The 22,073-nt window shown below is 42.0% G+C and carries 24 protein-coding genes and 1 pseudogene; 19 read left to right on the top strand and 6 right to left on the bottom strand.

The features are described from left to right. The first annotated feature begins 75 nt into the window (after positions 1-75). The 17 genes and pseudogenes from C9991_RS01640 to C9991_RS16955 form a co-directional block, all read left to right on the top strand. The gene (locus tag C9991_RS01640) at positions 76-1,353 is read left to right on the top strand and encodes a leucine-rich repeat protein (protein ID WP_198643728.1); all 1,278 of its coding nucleotides are present in this window, start codon (positions 76-78) and stop codon (positions 1,351-1,353) included. A 97-nt stretch (positions 1,354-1,450) separates the two neighbouring features. Continuing rightward, positions 1,451-2,023, top strand: coding sequence for a hypothetical protein (locus C9991_RS01635; RefSeq protein ID WP_106810891.1), 573 nt, complete (start codon positions 1,451-1,453; stop codon positions 2,021-2,023). A 78-nt stretch (positions 2,024-2,101) separates the two neighbouring features. After that, positions 2,102-2,653: a hypothetical protein gene (locus C9991_RS01630; protein ID WP_106810890.1), complete on the top strand. Its 552-nt coding sequence runs from the start codon at positions 2,102-2,104 to the stop codon at positions 2,651-2,653. A 16-nt stretch (positions 2,654-2,669) separates the two neighbouring features. Then, positions 2,670-3,512 carry a hypothetical protein gene (locus C9991_RS01625; RefSeq protein WP_106810889.1) on the top strand — a complete coding sequence of 281 codons (843 nt, stop codon included), beginning with the start codon at positions 2,670-2,672 and terminating at the stop codon, positions 3,510-3,512. Beyond that, positions 3,512-4,576: an AAA family ATPase gene (locus C9991_RS01620; protein WP_106810888.1), complete on the top strand. Its 1,065-nt coding sequence runs from the start codon at positions 3,512-3,514 to the stop codon at positions 4,574-4,576. Before C9991_RS01625 ends, C9991_RS01620 begins: the two co-directional genes overlap by 1 nt. A gap of 2 nt (positions 4,577-4,578) precedes the next feature. After that, positions 4,579-5,754, top strand: a complete 1,176-nt coding sequence (locus C9991_RS01615) for a VWA-like domain-containing protein (protein WP_106810887.1) — start codon at positions 4,579-4,581, stop codon at positions 5,752-5,754. A gap of 332 nt (positions 5,755-6,086) precedes the next feature. After that, positions 6,087-6,416, top strand: coding sequence for a sigma factor (locus tag C9991_RS01610; protein WP_106810886.1), 330 nt, complete (start codon positions 6,087-6,089; stop codon positions 6,414-6,416). A gap of 12 nt (positions 6,417-6,428) precedes the next feature. After that, positions 6,429-6,632 (top strand): hypothetical protein, encoded by a 204-nt coding sequence (locus C9991_RS01605; RefSeq protein WP_106810885.1) that lies wholly within the window; start codon positions 6,429-6,431, stop codon positions 6,630-6,632. A gap of 24 nt (positions 6,633-6,656) precedes the next feature. Next, positions 6,657-7,016: a hypothetical protein gene (locus C9991_RS01600; RefSeq protein WP_106810884.1), complete on the top strand. Its 360-nt coding sequence runs from the start codon at positions 6,657-6,659 to the stop codon at positions 7,014-7,016. 19 nt (positions 7,017-7,035) lie between these two features. Beyond that, positions 7,036-7,572, top strand: a complete 537-nt coding sequence (locus tag C9991_RS01595) for a hypothetical protein (protein WP_106810883.1) — start codon at positions 7,036-7,038, stop codon at positions 7,570-7,572. Between the two features lie 37 nt (positions 7,573-7,609). Next, the gene (locus C9991_RS01590; protein ID WP_106810882.1) at positions 7,610-8,014 is read left to right on the top strand and encodes a hypothetical protein; all 405 of its coding nucleotides are present in this window, start codon (positions 7,610-7,612) and stop codon (positions 8,012-8,014) included. Between the two features lie 2 nt (positions 8,015-8,016). Further along, positions 8,017-8,466, top strand: a complete 450-nt coding sequence (locus C9991_RS01585) for a hypothetical protein (RefSeq protein WP_106810881.1) — start codon at positions 8,017-8,019, stop codon at positions 8,464-8,466. Positions 8,467-8,495: 29 nt separating this feature from the next. Further along, a complete protein-coding gene (locus C9991_RS16585; protein WP_157949335.1) occupies positions 8,496-8,699 on the top strand; it encodes a hypothetical protein in 204 nt (67 codons plus the stop codon). 286 nt (positions 8,700-8,985) lie between these two features. Beyond that, a complete protein-coding gene (locus C9991_RS01580; RefSeq protein WP_106810880.1) occupies positions 8,986-10,095 on the top strand; it encodes a hypothetical protein in 1,110 nt (369 codons plus the stop codon). A gap of 219 nt (positions 10,096-10,314) precedes the next feature. Further along, entirely contained in the window at positions 10,315-11,511 is a 1,197-nt protein-coding gene (locus C9991_RS01575; protein ID WP_106810879.1) for a PM1201 family protein, read from the top strand. Between the two features lie 58 nt (positions 11,512-11,569). Then, on the top strand, positions 11,570-11,872 hold the full coding sequence (locus tag C9991_RS01570; protein ID WP_106810878.1) for a hypothetical protein: 303 nt from the start codon (positions 11,570-11,572) through the stop codon (positions 11,870-11,872). Between the two features lie 115 nt (positions 11,873-11,987). After that, positions 11,988-12,224: pseudogene (locus tag C9991_RS16955) on the top strand (DNA translocase FtsK); the annotation flags it as partial. Positions 12,225-12,279: 55 nt separating this feature from the next. Here C9991_RS16955 and C9991_RS01560 read toward each other — a convergent pair. Continuing rightward, entirely contained in the window at positions 12,280-13,161 is an 882-nt protein-coding gene (locus C9991_RS01560; protein WP_106810876.1) for a DUF3316 domain-containing protein, read from the bottom strand. After that, complete coding sequence (locus tag C9991_RS01555) at positions 13,148-15,889, bottom strand: DNA gyrase/topoisomerase IV subunit A (RefSeq protein ID WP_106810875.1); 2,742 nt, start codon at positions 15,887-15,889, stop codon at positions 13,148-13,150. The genes C9991_RS01560 and C9991_RS01555 overlap by 14 nt, the downstream gene beginning before the upstream one ends. A 206-nt stretch (positions 15,890-16,095) precedes the next feature. On the opposite strand from C9991_RS01555, the gene C9991_RS01550 reads away from it, so the two are divergent. Next, positions 16,096-17,637 carry a glycine--tRNA ligase gene (locus C9991_RS01550; protein ID WP_106810874.1) on the top strand — a complete coding sequence of 514 codons (1,542 nt, stop codon included), beginning with the start codon at positions 16,096-16,098 and terminating at the stop codon, positions 17,635-17,637. 47 nt (positions 17,638-17,684) lie between these two features. Beyond that, complete coding sequence (gene bamJ, locus C9991_RS01545) at positions 17,685-18,320, top strand: BamJ family beta-barrel-assembly machinery protein (RefSeq protein WP_106810873.1); 636 nt, start codon at positions 17,685-17,687, stop codon at positions 18,318-18,320. 303 nt (positions 18,321-18,623) lie between these two features. On the opposite strand, the gene C9991_RS01540 is transcribed toward bamJ, so the two are convergent. The 4 genes from C9991_RS01540 to C9991_RS01525 all read right to left on the bottom strand — a co-directional run bounded on the left by C9991_RS01540 (position 18,624) and on the right by C9991_RS01525 (position 21,769). Further along, positions 18,624-19,592, bottom strand: coding sequence for an ISAon1 family transposase (locus C9991_RS01540; RefSeq protein ID WP_232823222.1), 969 nt, complete (start codon positions 19,590-19,592; stop codon positions 18,624-18,626). A 10-nt stretch (positions 19,593-19,602) separates the two neighbouring features. Beyond that, positions 19,603-19,965, bottom strand: coding sequence for an ISAon1 family transposase N-terminal region protein (locus C9991_RS01535; RefSeq protein ID WP_007897329.1), 363 nt, complete (start codon positions 19,963-19,965; stop codon positions 19,603-19,605). A 170-nt stretch (positions 19,966-20,135) separates the two neighbouring features. Further along, on the bottom strand, positions 20,136-20,642 hold the full coding sequence (locus C9991_RS01530) for a hypothetical protein (RefSeq protein ID WP_106810872.1): 507 nt from the start codon (positions 20,640-20,642) through the stop codon (positions 20,136-20,138). Between the two features lie 308 nt (positions 20,643-20,950). Then, positions 20,951-21,769, bottom strand: coding sequence for a hypothetical protein (locus C9991_RS01525; RefSeq protein ID WP_106810871.1), 819 nt, complete (start codon positions 21,767-21,769; stop codon positions 20,951-20,953). Positions 21,770-22,073: the final 304 nt, after the last annotated feature.

The following is a 22,073-nucleotide window of genomic DNA, read 5'->3' as shown; positions in this document are numbered from 1 at the left end:
CCTCCTACTGATTGCCGCTCATATATAAAGATAAATATGAACACATACTTAAATCATATGAATACTACAGAAGATATGAATACAAGATTGACAAAAGAAGATCAAGCAATAATCAAGAAAGCCAGACGCAACAAGGTTTCTGGACCAATCTACAGCGAGGATGGACTTCGCTTGTTGAAAGTACTCGGCAATCCAGAGTACCTTGAAGTGAAAGACGGTGTGAAGGCTATTTGCGATGACGCATGCCAAGGACTTGACAATCTTCATGAGGTGGTATTGCCAGCATCAGTTACCGACTTGGGCACAAGAGCTTTCGCAAGCTGCATAAAGCTCTTCAAGATAACAATGCCTGGAGTAGATTTCATCGGAATAGAGAGTTTCGCTCATTGTGAAAATCTGAAGGAAATTGCCTTGCCAGAAACTTTGGGTAAGATTTGGAAAGCAGCCTTTGCTGACTGCAAAGCTTTGGAAGAGATAAATATTCCAAGTCACCTGAAGATTATCGACAAGTCTGCGTTCAGAAATTCCGGACTGAAAAGTCTCAACATCGTGATAAGTGATGACTGCGAATGCTGTATTTATGACAAAGCCTTTGCAAGTTGCAAGCATCTGGAGTCTGTATATCTAAACAAGAATGTGAAGATTGTGGAGCGAATGGCGTTTGCTGGCTGCACTTCACTAATGACGATTGGGTTTGAGAATCCGTCATTGACAGGTCCTATTGGTGAATTCAACGCGCTTACAAAAGATGAAAAGGAACTGATTGCTGCAGAACTACAGGCAAAGTATGACTTTGTAGGAGATTTCTATCCAAAATGTATAGGACACGGAATTTTCTTGTACAGGATTACTCGATACGCAAAAGGCGAGATATGCGATATAAAATACGGAATATATAATAGCGTAACAAAATTATTGGGCCCGTGCGTATATAATTTTCTCTGGTCCTTTGAAGAGGGCGGAATAGCTCGAGCTAAGCGGAATTTCAAATATGGATGGATTAACATGAATTCAGAAGAGATAATTCCTTGTAAGTATAGTGATGTGTCTGACATGGAAAATGGATACGCCTACGTCAAGGAAAACAAGGATGACACATGGGGATTAGTCAGTATGACTGGCAAAGTTGTCGTTCCTTGCAACAAGTATGAAGACGCAAGGATATTTAAGAATGGATATGCAGGTGTCAGGTTAAACAATCTTTGGGGCTTCGTGAATGAAGAAGGAGAAGAAGTAATTCCTTGTCAGTATGTTGATGTAAAGAAATTCACCGTAAAAGGATTTGTGAAAGTCTTGCCTCTAAGAGGTGATTGGATTACCATTGACAAAACGGGTAAGCAAGTGACAAAATAACAAGTAACAACAGAGGAAGCCGAAACGCTGGAAAGGGATATGCTGTTCTGACTATGCGCTACAAAAGAAAGTCACATAAAAAAAAGAATCATGCTTTATGGAGTATTTGGCCACAGTATACTATCGCATTGAAGGCAAACCAAATGACCTTCAAGATATATATGACCAGTATAGGACGCTTCTAAACAAGAAACTGCTTGAAGAGGGTAAAGACAAGTCTGTATCTTATGCAAGTATGGTGTATAGTCTCGGAGTAGATACCAAAGAACAATATCTTCGGGGCAACATTATAAAATGTGAGTTCGTAGATAATTCATTGAGTATTGAAGCCGAGGAAGATTGGGTGACGGCAGACTTCCGACATCCGCTTGAAAGCCACTATGAAGGTATGACCATATACTATATGGTGGAAAGTTATTGCGATGAGACTTATGCAACAAATGATGCAGAGGGGAAATATTTCCCGACACGCGTCAGTGTGGACTTTCATTTGAAAGAGCCGGTTTTGTGTGGTTACGAGCGGTTCAACAGTATGGATGAGGCATTAGCCTATTTCGCACGTGTCTTGAAACGTGACACTCTTACTGTTGATGACATCCACAAGTGGAACTGTGAGCATTGGAAGGACGGCTTCATCTATTTCAATGAGTATGAGGTTGATTTACGATGATGCAGTTGTCGAGATAATAACAGAGGAAGCCGAAACGCTGGAAAGGGAGTAGGCTTTTAAAATATAAAATCATACTTTATGACAAAGATTCATATTGGACAAGAAATCAAACAAGAGGTTCAAAAGCAGGGCCTCACTATTGAGAATTTTGCAAAGAATTTGCATTTAGCAAGTTCTGAGATTGAAGATATTTTTGATAAGACAAGTCTTGAAACAGACTTGTTGTTAAAGATTTCTAAGTTACTGAAAAGAGACTTCTTCTCGCTTTTCTCTAACTATGTTATTGAAGAAGCATACAAAGAAATTATCAGTCTTCTCAAGCAGAAAGGTGACAAGCGCTACATTGCCGTGCCTGATTGGGAAGACGAATGTGAAGGCGATGATGGTGACGGAACAGAAGTGTCAATATTTGGCATCGGACTTGATGACGATGATGAAATCTGTGTAGCCGCAGTTGTAGATAATATTGGTTATGGTCATGGCCCTGATGATTTCCCTCAGGAATGGACCAAAGTTACAGAGCTTTATGAGCCAGACTATCGTGCCTTCTATAGATTCGTAGCCAACAACATCGATAAAGCAATGACAAAGGAGGAAGCTGATGAGGTAACAAAAGAATATTGGCATTAAAAAAGCATGTTGAAAAATGGGATACTTATTCAATCAAGAAGCATTCCAATGCAGTCTTATGAGTGCATTGGAGAAAGGCAGAAAGCCCAACTCTTTTTTTAAATACTACGTTTTCAACTACATGCTTAATCACCGATTGGGAATACTGGAAGAAGCTGTAGGAAAATCCTATGATCCGCTTGTGTGGAATTGTTATCAACCTAATTCTCACCTAAGTGGTAAAGGAGAAATCATAGGTATAAATAAGTTTTTTAAAGAATTCAATGCCGAGATGAAAGGTTTCGGGAAACTAAAGCCCTACAAGGAACGTGGATATGGAAACTGTGTTGGATACGACTATACTTTGAAGATGAAGAATTCTGAATACGTCTTTATCGCATCCGTCAATAAAAAAAAAGATAGTGTAGTGGTATATACGGGCATTACTGATGTTCATAGTGTATTTTGCCCAGGTTCTCATGACTACATTCCATTAAGATGCTATGTATCAACAGCAAAAGAGATAGCAGACTGGTTCAAGATGATTGACGAGAAGGCAGGTTCGGAATTGAAACCAGAGTTTGACAAACTCGTGCTGAAGTTGTATGGCAATAATAATATAAAGGAGATAGCCCGATCTACCTTCAAGGCTCTTTTTGATGATAAGAAGAAAGAACGCGACTGCACATTAAATATAGCAGAAGGTAAAGTGGAACAAAACAGCGACAAGATGTCGTGTACAATCAGACTCGGACAATGGGTTTGCATGCAACTCACTATGTCGTATACGACAGACGATTGGGAAACCATAGTGAAGAGTATCTTTACCATGTACGATGTTTATGACAAGCAACAGAAGCTGACAAAACAGACAGAATAATGAACATTTCTATATCAATAGACGAACTGAAGCGGCTTCTCACGGCCATGCCTACAGACCAGAACATTATGCTTACGGGTAGGCATGGCATAGGCAAGAGTGAAATCCTTACCAATTTCTATGCGGAGCGTGGTATGAAGGTGGTGACATTGTTTCTTGGACAGATGTCTGACCCTGGTGACTTGATAGGTCTGCCCAATAAGAATGAGCAGACAGGAAAGACCGACTTTATGCCGCCATATTGGTTTCAAATGGATGGTGAACCGATTGTGTTGTTCCTTGATGAATTGAATCGTGCACGACCGGAAGTATTACAGACGGTAATGGACCTTGTGCTCAACCGCAAACTTGCCGGTAGGCAACTGCCAAAGGGTAGCGTGATAATATCTGCCGTAAATGAAGGCGACGAATATCAGCTTACCGACCTGGATCCTGCACTTGTAAGTCGTTTCAATATCTATCAGTTTCGTCCTACTACAGCAGAATGGTTGTTGTGGGCACAAGAGAATGGATTGGATGAGCGAGTGATATACTTTATCAGCAACAATGCCGACTGGTTGGATGAAAACATCAAGCAAGCAGATGAGTATGTGGGACTGGAGAAGAGTCCGGACCGCCGTGCATGGAAGAAGGTGTCTGATTTAATAAAGGGCATTGACAGTCTGGACGACTACAAGAAGTTTGTTGCTGGTATCATTGGTGTTGCTGCTACAACCGCTTTCTATGCGTCGGTGGCTGAGAAAAACATTATCTATGGCAAGAGTGTGCTCGTTGACTTTGCCAAAGTCAGGGGAAAGCTTAAGAGTCTGCAACTTCATCATTTAGCTGTTATCAACGAGGGCATATTCCGTTGTCTACAATTACACGACTATAAAGACTCGTCGACAAGTGCCGACAATCTTACGGCTTATACCGCCTGGTTACTTAACAACGAAAAGAAGGAGGCCTTTGCCAATTTCACCAACCTCATCACAGATTCCAAATACCCCAAGGCTGTAGTGTTCATATCCACCAAGACACCAGAACTATATAAAAAGGTTATCGAGTTTATTAGGAATCTGTAAGTATGACAGGCAGGATAGAGAAGATAAGTTTGGAGTGGTTCTTGACGGAGCCTGCTCTGTTTATGGTGATGTGTTCGCATAATATCGTAGCCAATACAGACATGAATTGCCCTATGCGTAGTGGACAGCGAAGGATAGAGTACAATCCCATACTATGCAAGGATATGACCGAAGAGATGTTGCGCGACCACTTGAAGGTAGAGTGCATACGCATTCTTCTCAAACATCCTTATTCACGACAGCCTGTCGGTTGTTCGCCACAAGCCATTGTGGCAGGAAGCAACTGCGTGGTTAGCGACAGTTATCGCAAATGGACTATTCGACTCGACTCTCCCAAGGATTATAAGTTGGAACGTGGTGAGTGTTTTGAGTTTTATGCCAAGGCAATAGAAAAATTGCTGCAGAAAGCGCAACAGATGCAAACTGCTGGGGATAAGAACAAACAAAAGTCGTCAAAGGCTCGAATCCCCCAAAAGGTAAAGGGGTGTGCCGAACGTGGAGACATAGACTCTGTCCAACTATGGGAGGAAGACGAATTGGCAGTTGCCGAAATCAACCAGATGATAGACACGCTTATGTTCAATAAACATTGGGGAAGCATATCGGCTAACATGATTGAAAGCATCATCGCCTCAACCAAAGTAAAAATAGACTATCGGCGTGTGTTGCAGTTGTTTCGTACTGAGGTAATCAGCAGTAAGCGCCGACTTACCCGTATGCGACCCAGTCGCCGTTTCGGCTTCGACTATATGGGCAGTGTACACCAACTCACGTCACGCTTGCTTATAGCAGTAGACACAAGCGCTTCGGTGTCAAACGATATGCTTAGCGACTTCTTTGGCGTAATCAATAGATTCTTCAAGTATGGCATAGAAACCATAGATGTCGTAATGGTTGACACCGAAATCAATGGCGAGACAATGTCGTTGAAGAAAGCAAAGAAGGGTGGTATAAAGATTATAGGACGTGGTGGTACCGACTTTCAATGTGTCATAGACTATGTTGCACAGAGCAAGACACGTTACCAAGGACTCATCATCTTGACAGATGGCGAAGCTCCTACACCTACGCTCCCTCCATTTTTCCGTGTGCCCATACTGTGGGCATTGATAAAGAATAGTTATAATAGTGACAAACTAAAAGAAATTGGGAGATTATGTTACATACAGAATATCTGATTATCAAAACACATCTTATCTCCATGGTATAATTGCAGTCTGACAATAACAGAGAAAACCGAAACGCTGTAAAGGGAGTAGGCAAAACTTTAAAAAAGACATGAGACATGTTTCTCTTTCTATGCGGAATTTTGATAGTTGTGTTTGGCGGCTACATACTGATAAGTATCATACAACTCGCGTTTATGATTATCGGTTGTATTATCCAGGCTATATTTGAATAAGATATGATAGTAACAAAAAGTTGATTTTTTGTTGATTTTCTATGGTCTGATTTTTTTATTTCAGAAAAACAGGGTAAATTTCGCGCGACAACTAAAAACATTAAAGACATGATGAACAACAATTCTACAACAAACAGTGAAAAGAAGCCTATCATCGACAACGATGAGGCTTTGCGTCTTATCGACCTCATCCAGCAGGGCGACTCCAATGCGGAGAACGAGTTGGCAGAACTCGGTTCTGTCTTTGTCAAGGCTGTTGCAAAGCAGTATGTGGGCAAGGGACTCTCTGACGAAGCACTCATTGCAGCCAGTCGTTACGGAATGTTACGTGCCAGCCATAAGTTCGACAAGTCGCGTGGCTTCAAGTTTGCCTCGTATGCCGTATGGTGGATGCGCGAAGCTATTCTGCAAGAGATTCGTAAAAAAGAAAACAACTAAACGACGAAGAATATGATACGCAAAAATTGGGGTGACGACGGTGCACTTACACTCATCAAAGTGGTTCTTGAAAGGACTGAGGACCAAGAGTTGAGAGAACAACTGCTGGAGTTTCTTCAAAACAACGAAGAGCTACGGTCAGATGCTCACAAGAAAGACTTCTACGGCTTTGCCACCACTCTTGCAAAAGAGTGGCTGGCAAGTAATCAATCATAAAGTAACTAAACAAAATCACAGACAATGAAAGAGATTAATGTAGAAATATATATAAATTGGGATAATAACGGAGCTACTGTCAAATTCTCTGACGAGGAAGCTGAGAAGTTGCTGGCATTATGGAAAGAAGCCCAAGATACAATTCTCAAAGACATGGAGGAAGAAGATTATTGGGAGAAGTTCGACCCTTGGTTGCAGGAGAAGGCTCCCGACCTATATGAGAAAATAATGAAAGCCTTCCACGAGGAATTTTGGGAAAGAATAGGTTGCTATTCAAGTGATGAAGGTGATGATTTTTTCTCTATTTCTTATGATATAGACGGAGCGTATCTTGACGACAGCAATAAAATCGTAATCAATCAGATTTTTCCTCCATCAGAATAAAGGTCTAAACGAAAAGAAAATGAAAATATATCTGAAAGTAAAGAAAGACTATGCCTATGGCGTTACCAGCCTTTGGAGCAAGTTCATCAAAGAGCAAATTCTGGAAACTGTCAAAGAAGTAAGTAAGAATTGGATGTTTGAGCCGAAGTTATATCCTATGTTTTATCAAGAGGATACGCATAGCCACTTTGTAGAAGCAAACAACGAACGTTTCTTCTTCGAATGTTTGATGTACGAGCTTTGCTTTGTGTGGGAATTAAACGATTTCGAAGGATACGAAGATGAGTACTCTGATTTTGCACGCGAAAGAGATGTATTTTTAGATAAAGATAAGGTAGAACCTCCAAAGGAATACGTCTATATCGGTTCGTACATATATGAACAAGAAGAACCGCTTACTCTCCCAGGACTTGTATTCGACCCCGAATACGCAGAGGATGGTGAGGTTTTGGCAGAATGTATGTTTACGAGTGATTTTGAAGACGAAAAATTAAAACGGGAATATATGTCTAATGGAAACTATGAGGAATGGGAAAAGGATACTCCAGCTTTGTAGCATAGCCTTGTTGGCATTGTCTATATGCTCTTCATGTTTGAACAAGTCTTCCGATACAAGTCTCGATAAGAGCTATGGTAAGTCTGACTCTACCGAGATTTACCATACAATAGTCTCTGACGACAGTCTCGTGACAGCCATCTGGTATAATACAGGCGAAGGCGGAACCGCACCCGACATAGATTGTGTGGTTAAATTCAAATCAGAAGATGGCAAGCTGCACGAGGAGCATAGACCTTTGCTGCAACTTGCCCATCCTAATGATGATTACAGCCACCATGAAGTGCAGAAGATAGTGAGTCTTGACGATGAATACGGCAATCGCTCCTACGTGTTCTTCCTCTCTGCTAAAGTAGGAAGCAACGAGTACGCTCGCGACATTGTGGCTTTCGAGATAGTCGGTGACAGTCTGCGACCATTGTACAACTTTAAAATTGATTAGAGATGGAAGAAGACATAACAATAGATTGGGAGACTTTTGTCAAGTCACAGTTGCATTGGATAAGAGTGGTATATAAAATAGAGGGCAGACAAGAGAACCTTCAAGAAATATACAATCTCTACAAAGAATTTGCCGACAAGAAACGCCCCGCCATGGAAGATGACGAGGAGCCAGGTTGGGAAGGCAACATTATTTTAGCACTCGGTATAGACTATGGCGACCGCAATCTTTGTGGTAACATTCTCCATTGTGACCTTAAAAACGGAGTTCTCGAAATAGAAGCTGAGGAAGTCGCATTCATCACAGATTTCAAGATTCTGGTTGAAAATCACTATAAAGACCTGAAAGTATATTTCATTACGGAAGACAATGAAGGCGACATTTACACCACCAACGATGCCTACCGCAAGTATTTCCATGGTCTGCATAGCGACTACATCGTTGTTCCTTAAACCATTTAAAAGGATAAAAAAATAGAGACATGGGAATAAAAACATTCTTTGCATCACTAATGATGCTGATAACCATAGCCGTTATGTGCTCGCCGCTGTACCTTGTTTGGTTCGGATTTACGATGAGCGGATCTATAGTTGTGCGTATATGCTTGATAGTCGTCGGACTTATCCTGTGCAGACTATTCAAACCAATATCCAACTTGTTTGACAAGGATTTCAAATGGTTCTGACCAACGCGGTATGAAACAGTAGGCATAATAAGTAACAGTTCAGAATTATCTTTAGTAGGAGGGTATGGCATCCTTGCCATACCCACTAAATAGGCTGTACAATCATGGCAGAGTGGGTATGGCAGTGATGCCATACCCTCCTACAGATTGCCGTTCATATATAAAGATAAATATGANTCATGGCAGAGTGGGTATGGCAGTGATGCCATACCCTCCTACAGATTGCCGTTCATATATAAAGATAAATATGAATACTTACATAATTAAAATATAATAATACAATTCAATGGAGAAATATCATATAGGACAAGAGATTCTGAAAGAGGTAAAGGCTAAGTACCCTTCAGTAGCTGCCTTTGCCAGAGAACTGTGCAAGTCCAGCTCTGCCACATACGAGATATTCGGAAAGACAAGTCTCGACACCGACTTGCTGCTGAAAGTATCGAAGCTGCTTGATAGAGACTTCTTCCGCGAATTCTCGGAGAAATGTCTTAACGGAGAAGTAGCTGTGGAAGACAAGGATATGACAGAAAATCACCTCAACTGTCTTTTGCCAGAAGACGAGTTGCATATCTTCACACCATATAATTACGAAATGGTTTTTGAGGAATACTTCCTGCTTCCACGTCGAAAGCCACTTGTGGCGTTTTGCAGAAGAAGAGATAGCATTACATATATCGATGCTATAAGTAGGATAGGCGAGGGCTTTTTTGGCGAAGGAAAGGTGAAGGAGTTAATGGTGGATAAGAACGCTTTGGTCGACTTCGAGGCACAAATCCCACATATGACAGCTTTGCCACAGAAGGCATTTGTTGTATGCTATAATGGCACAGGATTGCAAAACGGTTTCGATCAGATTATTCTACTGTCAGAGAAACTGCTTGCAGCTTCAGGAAAGCATGTAGTAGTGATATGCAAGAATAACAGCTGTATAGAGAACTTTGGACATCCAAAATACATCTCCTATGCCGAGCCAACATTCGACACATGGAAAGAGCGCATCTTTGCATGTGTGCTGGATAATAGCCAGAACGACTTTGTGTACTATCGCGAGCTTTTCAAGGCTATAGAAGGCAGAGGCTATATTAACGCCATCCACAGTTGTCTGATAAGTCATGACGTAGAGGGGGCGCAGCAGCACCTGGCAGAAGCCCGGAAGCTAAGCACCTTCAAGGAAACTGTTGTCTCTAGTGATATGACCCTCGAGAAAAATGACTTATGGGAAGGACATCAGATAAGCTCGCTTACAGTTCGTCCTGAAGACAAGCAACTGCTCGAACACCGTTTCGGAAAACATTATCTCGGAAAACATTACGTCAGCATGTTTTTTGAAATATACAAAGAGACAGGCACAATAGATTCAACATGGGGAACTTTTGGTTACATAGATGTTTAAATCAATGGCATTTGAAGACGAAGCATAAATATTATTAACTTAGTAACAGTTCAGAATTATCTTTACATATAGTAGGAGGGTATGGCATCCTTGCCATGCCCACTAAATAGGCTGTACAATCATGGCAGAGTGGGTATGGCAGTGATGCCATACCCTCCTACAGATTGCCGTTCATATATAAAGATAAATATGAATACTTACTTATAAAATTATTTTATTATGGCAAAAGACGCTAATCAATTTATTTTTAGAGAAGAATACGAGGAATGGTTGCGTAATCTGGGTATAAAGTCAGCTGGAGCATATTGTCCACAAGACAAATATACCTGTAATGATGGTAGAGAGTTTTTGTTTTTTGATCTTATTGGTGTTTTTGCAAAAGAAAATGATCGCTTGTACGTGAATGCACTTTTCGAAGAGTGGAAAGCATTTATTGAAAATAAAAACCAAAACAATCTTAAGACCACTCTTAACCGCTTGTCTTATCTCCAGAAATATAGACAGTTCGTTGAAACTAAAATTTATGGTAAAAAAAGATTGAGCAAAGAGGACAATGCGAGATTTAATGAAATTCTAAACAACATAGACTCTGTACGCAAATCAATAGACAAATCGCAGAATCCAAAAGTAGATGGTATGGATTCGTTAATAGAGTATATTAGTACAAAGCGGTTTATAAAGTTGGCAATAGAATCGTCTTACTTTTTCTCGCCTAAGCTTGTGGTAGAAAGGTTTGAAGAGATTAAAGAATACATTTGCCAACAAAAGGATGTAGATCCTGCTTTTAAAGATAAAAAAGAATCTTTTGTCAAGTATCTCCCTGCACGATACACTTCGAAAGAAGACTCGACAGACGCAGCAGATGGTGTACATGAGTGTGACCAAACATTAGGCAAAGTCTATTTCAAGCTTTCTAAAGAATCTCAGCGTCTCTGTGTTATCTATCAAGAAGGAGCAAGGGGTAAGAATACAAAATGTGGTGGAAACACTTGTGGAGGTGGCAATGGCAATGCCAGAGTGTGCCAATTGATTAAGGATCGTACTGGGTATGACCTTGGAACAACAACAAACAAAAAGCACTTCAGAAACTTCATCATTTCGCACATATGGGGGCATGCTATTGATCCTCGTTACTTTACAAACCTTTGGAATATCGTTATAGTTCCAGCATGGGCAAACCACTTGTTGGACAAAGACGAAGAAGGAACTTTGGCTTCAGCATTCAAAGCTACAATACAGAAAATCATTACTAAGCTATATCAGTATAACAGCTATGACTGGAAATCTATAGAAATGGATGAACCTACATGTAAAGAGGAGGAAGTGCTTCATGGTAACTATCAGATTAACACCATTGACGGTATTGCTGATAAAGAGACTTTGGGCAAAATATCAAGAGTATCCATCCCCGTATAAGAATCATTATTCCCTGATTTTCATTAAATAAGAGCATGTTTGACAAATAGTAAATGATATGCCAAAGAAGATAACATTCAATGACATTCTCCAGAACAAGATAAAAGACTTTGTCGGCACCAAGCGGTGGAGCAATTCACAATTTGCTTCACGCTACTCGGACACTTATGCCGAAGTCTACGGCAAGATGGAGGCACCCAGCACTTCTACCTCGCGTAAGCTTATCGAAGAAAAGGGTCACGAGTATGCTGAAAAGGAATGCATCATTCTGGAGAAGCTCACATCCATCACCTTCTATAAAATGTGGCTTGAAGAGCAGAAGCGTATCATTACAGCAGGACAGTCAGCAAAGATGACATGAGCATTGCTTTTATGCTATAATTACAAGAATATTCTATAATAAAAAAAACAAAATAATGGAGAAAAATAAAATGATGGATATGCATGTAGAAAAGGGTCTTGACTCAGAAAATGTCATAGATAGCAGTTCGCTCGACCCTCTGTTCGAGGAAGCTGCACGCATAATCGTAACAATGCGGTCGGGCTTTGCCTCGTTGATTCAACGGCGCTTGTCTATCGGCTACAACCGTGCAGTCAGAATTATGGACCAGTTGGAAAAGGCTGGAATCGTGGGCGCGGCACAGGGAAGCAAGCCGCGAGAAGTGAAGATTCAAGATGAGAACAGCTTGGAGAATCTGCTTGTGGCATTGCGCCGAATAACTAAAATCAGTAACATTCTGACTAACGAAGAAGCATACAAAGACATATCTATTCCTTCACCGTTCTGAACCTCTTGACCACACCTATTACTATAGAGTGTGTATAGGTGTGCGTCTTAAGATTGTTGACATGCGACTGCTCGTAGTTGCCCATATATCCTATGCGCCATGTGGTGTGGGCAAGACGCAAGTCGAGTGTAAGCATTTGGCGGAAGGATGGAGTGGAGCCGAAGGTTGTGGGCACACAGTTGTGATCGTAGTTGCCACGGTTGAATATCTCGTAATACGACTGTCCATAGTTTGGCGAGAACATCAATCCGAAGAGTGGGGCAGAAGCCTCGTAATGCAGGATAAGTGGAAAGTGGGCACATGCTCCGGGATGCATAGATATGCCTCGTGTATGACTTGCACGTCCAATGGGATAGTCAAAACCTATGGTTGGCTCTATGTTAAGCGAAAGACGTGCATTGGCAGGATTGTTACCATTGCGTGTGTTGTATACAAATCCGATGTTTGCCGCTGCTGTTCCACCAGCAAGCATACGCAGCGGACGACGCCAAAGGCTGATAGTCCATTTGTGCAACAGCGAATAGCGGAATGTATAATTGCCTGCCATCTCGCCGCCATTGCCCGAACGATTGTCGGCATAAGCAACGTTGCCCTCGTGCTGAAACTGGTTAACCCAGGCAGTAGAGTCGTTCTCGCGACGCGTGTGCGATAGAAAGGTTAGGCTGGTGCCACGATATTTCTCTGGCGAGAGATATGTGTCAAGAATATTGGTATAGCCAACACCAATCATCAGGGCATTGGTTTTGTATTGCGGTTGTTGTATGCCAATGCTGTTGTGGCAGCCGTCTCCGTTTGAAGCGGCTGCCGCAACAACACCGCCCAACAATAGGGCAGCTATGCTTATAAGCTTAGAGATCTTCATTTTCTGTAAAGATATTGAGTTGTCCTGTCATTTCGTCTATCACCTGCTGCTGGCTTTTCCCTGCATCAGGGTCAAGGTTTTCGGGCTCGTTGTTGTCTTCGTTTTCGTCGTTGTCCGATTCGGGTTCTGGATGTCGTTTAGGTTCAAGTTCCTTTACATCGGCCACATCCAGTGTTGTAATGCGCTTGCCTTTGGCCTTGAATCCCTTAACGGTGATAAACTCTTCGGCATCAATCTCTATTGGCGGACGTTGCGTTTCTGTTCCATCAGGTGCTGTTGAGGGCGCATAGTCCACCTTGATAAGCGGATAAGGTGTATCTGTTAGCAGCAGCAACTTGCTGTTAGGATTTTCGCCTATATAGTTCTGTGGACGCTTGGTTGCCTCCATGCGGAATCGCTTTAGATATAGATTGCCCGAATTGTCTGCATCAAGCAGCACGGCAGTCCATACCTTGTCGGGGTTCCACTTCTCTATTATCTTGATATTGTCTTCGTAGTGATTGTTGGCATCGAATGTAGAGATGTAGAAGTTGCCGTCGTCCAAAACCACCAATATAGAGTCCTCGTCGAAGAATTCGCCCAATAGTCTTCCATGCTCGTCGTAGTTTAGGCGGTTTACATCGGGATCGTACCACACCTTGCGTCCGCCAAGGGTTGAATGACCATGACTCTTCAAGCCTATACGATGAATAGGATTTCGTGTTACAAGGTTGCCCTTTGATGCACGTCCCTTGATAGCTATCTCGGAGAAATCCTTGTCGATGAATATCTTCTTTAGCTTAGGGTTGGCCTCAAGCGTAACCTTTATAACCTCAGCCTCGCCATTGGGGTTGGCTGTAAAGTATAGTACACGCGAGCCAGGCGTGCCTTGCGTCAGGTCGTATTCCTTGCCCACCGTCATTGTAGGCACAAAGAAACGCTTGATAAATGCGGCACCTGCCTTGCCATCACGGTATACTACATTATATATAGTGCGCTTGTCGTTCTTCTTGAACACTTGCACATGCAGAATGTTCTTGCCTACAAATATCTTGTCGGCTGCACGCACCATCTTGTACTTGCCGTCTTTGAAGAACACTATTATGTCGTCGATGTCGGAGCAGTTGCACACAAACTCGTCCTTCTTAAGTCCGGTTCCGATAAATCCCTCTTGTCGATTGATGTACAATTTTTGGTTAGCCTCCACCACCTTCGATGCCTCAATGGTGTCGAAGCTCTTTATCTCGGTGCGGCGTGGATGGTCCTTGCCATATTTGTCGCGTATGAATTCAAACCATTGCACAGTTACGTCAATCATATGAGCCAAGTCGTGCTCAATGTCGGCAAGTTCTGCCTTGATGCGTGCTATAAGTTCGTCGGCCTTGTCTTTGTTGTATTTCAGTATGCGCTGCATCTTTATTTCGAGCAGACGCAGAATGTCGTCGCGTGTGATGTCGCGGTGGAATGTATATTCGTACACGTTGGCATTGCCAGTGCTTGCGTTTCCGGCAGGCACACGGAACACCTGATTCTTGAAAGGCTCAAGCTTGGAGGCGATAAAAGCCACAACCTCGTCTTGCGACTTGGCCTGCTCAAACTTCTTCTCTTTGTATATGCGTTCCTCTATGAATATGCGCTCCAGTGACGAGAAGAATAATTGTTCCTCAAGTTCGGCCTTGCGTATCTGCAGCTCACGGCGCAACAGTCCCATTGTAGTATCGGTACTGTGGCGCAGCACATCGCTGACGGTAAGGAAACATGGCTTGTTGTCCTCGATAACGCAGCAGTTTGGCGATATGTTTATCTCGCAGTCGGAGAATGCGTACAAGGCATCTATTGTCTTGTCCGACGACACTCCAGGAGCCAAATGTACCTGAATCTCCACTTCGGCAGCCGTATTGTCGTCCACTTTCTTAGCCTTAATCTTGCCCTTGTCTATAGCCTTAAGTATAGAGTCGATAAGGGTAGTGGCGGTCTTTGAGAAAGGAATCTCGCGAATGACAATAGTCTTCGAGTCGAGCTTCTCAATCTTTGCACGCACCTTTACCATTCCGCCACGCTGTCCGTCGTTGTATCTCGATACATCTATAGAGCCACCTGTAGGGAAGTCGGGATAAAGACTAAACTCCTCGCCACGCAGATAGTGTATTGCTGCGTTGCATATCTCGACAAGATTGTGAGGCAGTATCTTGCTGCTCAAGCCCACGGCAATGCCTTCCGCACCCTGTGCTAAAAGGAGCGGAAACTTGACTGGCAAGGTGATAGGTTCCTTGTTGCGTCCGTCGTAAGAGAGTTGCCAGTTGGTAGTCTTTGGATTAAATACCACATCGAGTGCAAACTTCGACAATCGTGCCTCTATATAACGTGGAGCCGCAGCGCGGTCTCCGGTAAGTATGTTACCCCAGTTGCCTTGACAGTCAATAAGCAAGTCCTTTTGTCCCATCTGCACCAATGCGTCGCCTATAGAAGCGTCGCCATGCGGGTGAAACTGCATAGTATGTCCCACAATATTGGCCACCTTGTTGTATCGTCCGTCGTCCATACGCTTCATCGAGTGCAATATGCGTCGCTGTACTGGCTTTAGACCGTCCTCGATATGTGGCACGGCACGTTCAAGGATTACGTATGAGGCGTAGTCCAGAAACCAGTTTTGGTACATACCGCTAAGATGATGTACGGCAGAAGCGTCGAATCGGTTCACCGGTTTGTAGTCGGAATGTTGCTCTATGTCTTTTATCTCGTCATCCATAAATATATCGTGTGCGTTGTTTTATGCTAATAGTCAATAGCAAAGGTACTAAAAAAAATGGAAATTGTAAGCATGTAGACGTGTTTCGGGGCTGAGTTTCATAACATTTAACTTGAATAACGTTACGAAATCAGTCAAAAAAGCGTATCTTTGCATCCTATAAGCAATTTAATGCAGAATTTCAGAATAATAAAACACATATAACAATGGCACAAGAAGACGTTTTCAAGAAAATCGTGAGTCACTGCAAAGAGTATGGTTTCGTATTCCCAAGCAGCGAGATTTATGACGGTCTTGCCGCTGTCTATGATTACGGACAGAACGGCGTTGAACTTAAGAACAACATCAAGGAATATTGGTGGAAGAGCATGGTGCTTCTTCACGAGAATATCGTGGGCATCGACTCTGCTATCTTTATGCATCCTACAATATGGAAGGCAAGTGGACACGTTGATGCCTTCAACGACCCTCTCATCGACAACCGCGACTCTAAGAAACGCTATCGTGCCGATGTTCTTATCGAGGATCAGATAGCCAAGTACGACGAGAAGATAGAGAAGGAGATTGCCAAGGCACGCAAGCGTTTCGGCGATTCGTTTGATGAGGCTCAGTTCCGTGCTACTAATGGTCGTGTGCTCGAGCATCAGCAGAAGCGCGACGCTTTGCACGAGCGTTACACCGAGGCTATGCAGGGTCCAGACCTTGCAGAGCTTAAGCAAATTATCGAGGACGAGGGCATTGTTGACCCAATAAGCGGAACAAAGAACTGGACCGACGTTCGTCAGTTCAACCTTATGTTCTCTACAGAGATGGGTTCGGTAGCCGATGGTACCAACAAGATATATCTACGTCCGGAGACTGCACAGGGTATCTTCGTTAACTACCTCAACGTTCAGAAGACTGGCCGTATGAAGATTCCTTTCGGTATCGCTCAGATTGGTAAGGCTTTCCGTAACGAGATTGTGGCACGCCAGTTTATCTTCCGTATGCGCGAGTTCGAGCAGATGGAGATGCAGTTCTTTGTACAGCCAGGTACCGAAATCGAATACTTCAAGAAATGGAAGGAGTTGCGCATGAAGTGGCATCAGGCTCTCGGCTTCGGTGCAGAGAATTATCGTTTCCACGACCACGAGAAGCTGGCTCACTATGCCAACGCTGCTACAGACATCGAGTTTAAGATGCCGTTCGGATTCAAGGAGGTAGAGGGTGTACATAGCCGTACCAACTTCGACCTTTCTCAGCACGAGAAGTTCTCAGGACGTTCAATCAAGTACTTCGATCCACAGACCAAGGAGTCGTACACTCCGTATGTAATCGAGACTTCTATCGGTGTCGACCGTATGTTCCTCTCGGTTATGTGTCACTCTTATCGTGAGGAGCAGCTCGAGAATGGTGAGACACGTGTTGTACTTCTTTTGCCACCGGCACTCGCTCCTACCAAGCTCGCTGTGTTGCCACTTGTAAAGAAGGACGGACTGCCAGAGAAGGCTCGCGAGATTGTAAACGATCTCAAGTTCCACTTCAATACTCACTATGATGAGAAGGATACTATCGGCAAGCGTTATCGTCGTCAGGACGCTATAGGTACTCCTTATTGCGTAACTGTGGATTATGACACACTGAAGGACAACACCGTAACCTTGCGTTTCCGCGATACTATGGAGCAGGAGCGTGTAAGCATAGACCAGCTTCGCGACATCATCGAGGACAAGGTTAGCATCACAAGCCTCTTGAAGAAGCTTCAGTAAGCTTTGGCTTGCAGCATAATAACATATATTTGACACAATACATTTAAATGAAGAGATTCAGCTTATATTTTCTTTCGTTGCTCGTCATGATGCTGTCGTCAGCGCTTGTGTCGTGCAGCGAAAGCAACGAAGAGGATACGGAGTTTAACGATTGGCAGACTCGCAACGAACAGTATTTCGACCAGAAGTACAATGAGGTGAAGGCTCTCGTTGATGCCGGCAATACCGACTGGAAGATTCTGCGCAAATGGTCGTACGAGGGCAATGTAGCTACACATAGCTACGACCACGTGCTTGTCAACGTATTGAAGGAAGGCACTGGAGCCGGATGTCCTCTGTATACCGATACGGTTGATGTGCACTATAGTGGTCGACTTATTCCGTCCGAAAGCTATAGCGACGGTTATTTGTTCGACCAGTCGTGGACAGGCGATTTTGATGAGGCTACTGCCAAGCCAAGTACTTTTGCTGTAGGTGGCAATATTGTCAATGGTTTTAGCACAGTATTGCAGTACATGCACATTGGTGACAAGTGGCGCGTATACATTCCTTATCAGCTTGGCTATAATGACAAGGCAAGTGGCAGCGTTCCTGCCTACTCAACGCTTATCTTCGACATGGAGCTTGTGCACTATCGCCATGCCAACAACAAACCTAAGGTTGTGGCACGTCGTGTAAAATAAGGCTGAGTCGCATGCTATAATATAAAAAGGTGTGCCGCTACTCTTGATTGGGAGTAGCTGTACACCTTTTTGCTTTTATACTCTTTTCTATACGCACCACCAAAACGGGCTTTGCGCTTATAAGCAGATGTAAGGTGGATTGTGGTATATAATCCTTTGCCAAGTATATAATGTTACTTTGCCAAGTAATATATATTCTTTTGCCAATTATATTATGTTACTTTGCCAAGTAATATATATTCTTTTTGAGCCGCCATAATACGGCTCATATAATATTGTTGTGTTTTTAACAATCTGTATTTCTTATGCAAACAACTGTTTTACCCTATAAAGATAGAACTTCAGATCATTCACTCCTCTGAATTCAGCCCTGAATGTTTTTAGCTTGCAGTTAAACGATTCTGCACTGGCGTTAGTTCTTTTGTCATTGAAGAAATTCAGTATTCTGTCATAATGGTTTTGAAACGTCTTGATGACTGTATTAAACTCTTCACAGTTCCATTGCTCAACCTGATTAAACCATAATGCGAGTTTGGGTCGTGCCACGTCCTTGTTATCGTAATCCGAATATATCTTACCCAATCTTAAAGCAAGATAATAAAACTCTTTCATGTCCGGAAATCGACTGAACAGAACCTTGGCTCTTTCTGCCTGTGATTCGGTCCAGTCATTCGGCTTTCTTACAAGCAACCTGCTGCATCTTACCATAAGCTGCTTAAGAGTGTCTCCACAGCTTAATATTTCAGGCTTGTATTCAAGCCCTTTCTCCTTGTACAAAGCACGCATGCGATTATCCTCCGCCATCACTTCCCAACGGTGCTTTATACGTAAGTCCTGAAGAGCATCATACATAAGTTTCTGCACATGGAATCGGTCAACGATCTGCTCTGCATTGGGAAAACACTTACGTACTATCTTATACATAGAGTTTGACATGTCCATAGTAACAGACTTGACCATTGCACGTTTGCCGACAGGAAGACGCTGTAACTTCTTGATTATAAAGTCTGATTTCACTCCCTTTACCATTGCAACCAGCGTACCCTTCCTTCCATGCCCGTCCTTATTGGTCACAATTGTGTACAATTCTCCATTGCTCAGTGAAGACTCGTCTATGGCAAGATGTTCACCGAGATTGCAGGCATAAAGCGTAAACTCCTCTGAATGTTTTTTCTGATTCCAGGAGTGAAATCCACTCAGATGGTTCTTGTAGTAGTCATTTAGGACATTTGCCTTCAAATGCGTAAACTCTGCTACACTCTTGATGCTCACTGCATGGGTATCAAGGTAATTCTTTTAAAAAAGCTCCGAACTCAGCGGTAATTCTGGTTCCAGATGCAACAAGATTCCAATCGCGACTGTAGCTCTTGCCGGTAGACTTGTCAAGCCATCTGCGTCGCTTTATTCTGAAATACATGGTATGGTCACGGACGGGAAAGTCTGTAACTGTTATTGGCTTGTGGAAACCATTGGAAATTAAAGGAAGGTCTTGTAAGTTTTCAGGCACAATATCTTTCTCAACTAAGACCAACATAAAATAATCTCCCATGTTGGAAGCTTCTGTTATGTCGAAATAGTCAAGGAGTCCTGCGGGAAGAAACAAGGACAATACGGACTTGTAATCTATGGGCTGAGTTCTATTCATGACGCAAAGATAAACAATAATATTGGATTGTTAAAAACACAACAATATTATTTGATCCCAATTAAGGATCAAATAATCTTCCAACCTGGGTAGAACACAATTTAAAAAGTAAGCGGCCGCATAGTCCATATTATAAAAACTATACGGCTGCCAGCCATAATTATATTGTCTTAAAGAGTAACTTCACATCCGAGAGATCCCATTAGACGTAGATTACTTTTTATGTCTTTAGTGTGAGAATCATATTCTCTTACAGAGAGTCTAATAAATGGCTTGAGCTTGTGACATGCCATTAACTTAAACTTCAAGCCAGCCTCATAGAACATATAGTTCCAGTCGTTATGACATTTTGCAGGGCATCCAAGTCCAAGAAAAACAGACAAATCACTTTCTGCACTATGGTATGCCGAATAACCAATACGACCTTGAATTACTTCATTTGTTGCATATGACTGGATATTATTTTCTTTGAATAATGAAATATTGTGTTCTGCTTGTATACCAACAGAAAAGCGTTTCAAGACTTCATAGTCTAAGACGAATCCTACCTCATAAGGCGTAAACTCTTTATTGAAACCACCGCCTTGAGTAAAGATACCAAGATTAAACTTTCCGGTCTGACAAAAGGCCAGTATAGGGAACGCAGATATAAAGAATATTAGAATAATTTTTCGCATCTTGTTAAATCTTTATACGTATCAATCACAATACTTCGTTATAGGTATACTAGTCAATTCTCATTATTAATGGGAGTTAACAGAGAAAATCTTCTATAATTAATTATATTCTGCTTGATACTTAAAAAGTCAAAAATCTTCATGTGTAACACATTCAAATACTAAAGCTTATAATAATGCCAATAAGACACCTGTATGAATAATAAACACAAAAGTGTTGCTATGTGACTATATATTATTTCACAACAATCAAGATGGCTTACTGGCATTTTATATGTATTATATGTAAATGTTGTTCACAAATGTTATTATCGTACAGCATCTCCATTCCAAAGAAGGGCACTCGCATTAGCAACAGACACTCCATCTTTTACCATCCTTTTTAAATTAGGATTTATATTTGAGTCTGTGATAGTTCGGTCAATACGCTTTATATAGGTAGTATCTGCATCTTCTACATACTGCAAACCATCCAGCACCATTCCGCTAATTTCCAAAGCATCTTTCTTGTCTTGTGTATCAGCTAACGTTTTTAGACGATTGATATTTTCAGATATGGACGAATTTGTATCGAAATTATCCTTTACAACTGTTAACATACGTATCATTTTCTCCTTCTCTGTGCTAGAAATCGATTTATGACTTACTTCTGCAACACGTTCAACTATAGTTTGAATAGACATGGTATCTACCTTATCGCCATATTTCTCATACAATTCCCTTGTTATTCTATTGTGCATGTCTCCCAAAGAATTTGGCTCTATATAGCCTATATTCTCGGTTTTAAAATTTTTATCAGTTGCTACAGACTTTTCTTCTTTTGTAACATTCCAAATTAAAGTAGACGCACTTATACCTGTACTAAGATCTCCACTTAGCAAAGTTCCGCCAGCATCTGCTGCCGCACTGATAATCCATCGCAACCATTTTGGCATACGTCGTACTCCCTTTGATGATTGCTGTGGGAGATACGCATTGTTGATAGCTGCAATATCCTCTTTTAGGAGAGACACTGCTTCTTGATTACTTTCAGATTCTTCTGCCACAACAGATTCTGTCTCAGATGAGCAACTAACACTCGCGAAAACGAGTAACAAGCTCACGAAATAAAAAACTACCTTTTTCATTAGTGATATGATTTAGAAAAAGAACATAACAATGCAGGTTTTCACGAATCTACTTAAACGACACAATATCTGTTGTGCTCAGGTTATGTATGAGGGTTACTAATACCTAACGATTACAAAGATAGATTAAAATTAGCAAACGTACATAGTTTTATGTAAATAAGTGAAGTTTTTCTCTTATTTTTCATACTTTAGTATCAAACTGTTGTTGTATTTCGCTCTTTATTATTAACTTTGCACCATGAAAAGAGTGAACTTCATAACAACAATAAATTACGCAGACTGTATCTCTGATCAAACTGCC

The organism is Prevotella merdae (assembly GCF_900290275.1).
In the GTDB taxonomy this organism is placed as follows: domain Bacteria; phylum Bacteroidota; class Bacteroidia; order Bacteroidales; family Bacteroidaceae; genus Prevotella; species Prevotella merdae.
This window is presented reverse-complemented; position numbering and strand designations above follow the sequence as displayed.

Excerpts from the sequence above, each read along its gene's own strand:
- C9991_RS01640 (WP_198643728.1), top strand. The coding sequence starts at position 76 with ATGAATACAAGATTGACAAAAGAAGATCAAGCAATAATCAAGAAAGCC.
- C9991_RS01635 (WP_106810891.1), top strand. The coding sequence starts at position 1,451 with ATGGAGTATTTGGCCACAGTATACTATCGCATTGAAGGCAAACCAAAT.
- C9991_RS01630 (WP_106810890.1), top strand. The coding sequence starts at position 2,102 with ATGACAAAGATTCATATTGGACAAGAAATCAAACAAGAGGTTCAAAAG.
- C9991_RS01625 (WP_106810889.1), top strand. The coding sequence starts at position 2,670 with ATGGGATACTTATTCAATCAAGAAGCATTCCAATGCAGTCTTATGAGT.
- C9991_RS01620 (WP_106810888.1), top strand. The coding sequence starts at position 3,512 with ATGAACATTTCTATATCAATAGACGAACTGAAGCGGCTTCTCACGGCC.
- C9991_RS01615 (WP_106810887.1), top strand. The coding sequence starts at position 4,579 with ATGACAGGCAGGATAGAGAAGATAAGTTTGGAGTGGTTCTTGACGGAG.
- C9991_RS01610 (WP_106810886.1), top strand. The coding sequence starts at position 6,087 with ATGATGAACAACAATTCTACAACAAACAGTGAAAAGAAGCCTATCATC.
- C9991_RS01605 (WP_106810885.1), top strand. The coding sequence starts at position 6,429 with ATGATACGCAAAAATTGGGGTGACGACGGTGCACTTACACTCATCAAA.
- C9991_RS01600 (WP_106810884.1), top strand. The coding sequence starts at position 6,657 with ATGAAAGAGATTAATGTAGAAATATATATAAATTGGGATAATAACGGA.
- C9991_RS01595 (WP_106810883.1), top strand. The coding sequence starts at position 7,036 with ATGAAAATATATCTGAAAGTAAAGAAAGACTATGCCTATGGCGTTACC.
- C9991_RS01585 (WP_106810881.1), top strand. The coding sequence starts at position 8,017 with ATGGAAGAAGACATAACAATAGATTGGGAGACTTTTGTCAAGTCACAG.
- C9991_RS16585 (WP_157949335.1), top strand. The coding sequence starts at position 8,496 with ATGGGAATAAAAACATTCTTTGCATCACTAATGATGCTGATAACCATA.
- C9991_RS01580 (WP_106810880.1), top strand. The coding sequence starts at position 8,986 with ATGGAGAAATATCATATAGGACAAGAGATTCTGAAAGAGGTAAAGGCT.
- C9991_RS01575 (WP_106810879.1), top strand. The coding sequence starts at position 10,315 with ATGGCAAAAGACGCTAATCAATTTATTTTTAGAGAAGAATACGAGGAA.
- C9991_RS01570 (WP_106810878.1), top strand. The coding sequence starts at position 11,570 with ATGCCAAAGAAGATAACATTCAATGACATTCTCCAGAACAAGATAAAA.
- C9991_RS01560 (WP_106810876.1), bottom strand. The coding sequence starts at position 13,161 with ATGAAGATCTCTAAGCTTATAAGCATAGCTGCCCTATTGTTGGGCGGT.
- C9991_RS01555 (WP_106810875.1), bottom strand. The coding sequence starts at position 15,889 with ATGGATGACGAGATAAAAGACATAGAGCAACATTCCGACTACAAACCG.
- C9991_RS01550 (WP_106810874.1), top strand. The coding sequence starts at position 16,096 with ATGGCACAAGAAGACGTTTTCAAGAAAATCGTGAGTCACTGCAAAGAG.
- bamJ (WP_106810873.1), top strand. The coding sequence starts at position 17,685 with ATGAAGAGATTCAGCTTATATTTTCTTTCGTTGCTCGTCATGATGCTG.
- C9991_RS01535 (WP_007897329.1), bottom strand. The coding sequence starts at position 19,965 with ATGAATAGAACTCAGCCCATAGATTACAAGTCCGTATTGTCCTTGTTT.
- C9991_RS01530 (WP_106810872.1), bottom strand. The coding sequence starts at position 20,642 with ATGCGAAAAATTATTCTAATATTCTTTATATCTGCGTTCCCTATACTG.
- C9991_RS01525 (WP_106810871.1), bottom strand. The coding sequence starts at position 21,769 with ATGAAAAAGGTAGTTTTTTATTTCGTGAGCTTGTTACTCGTTTTCGCG.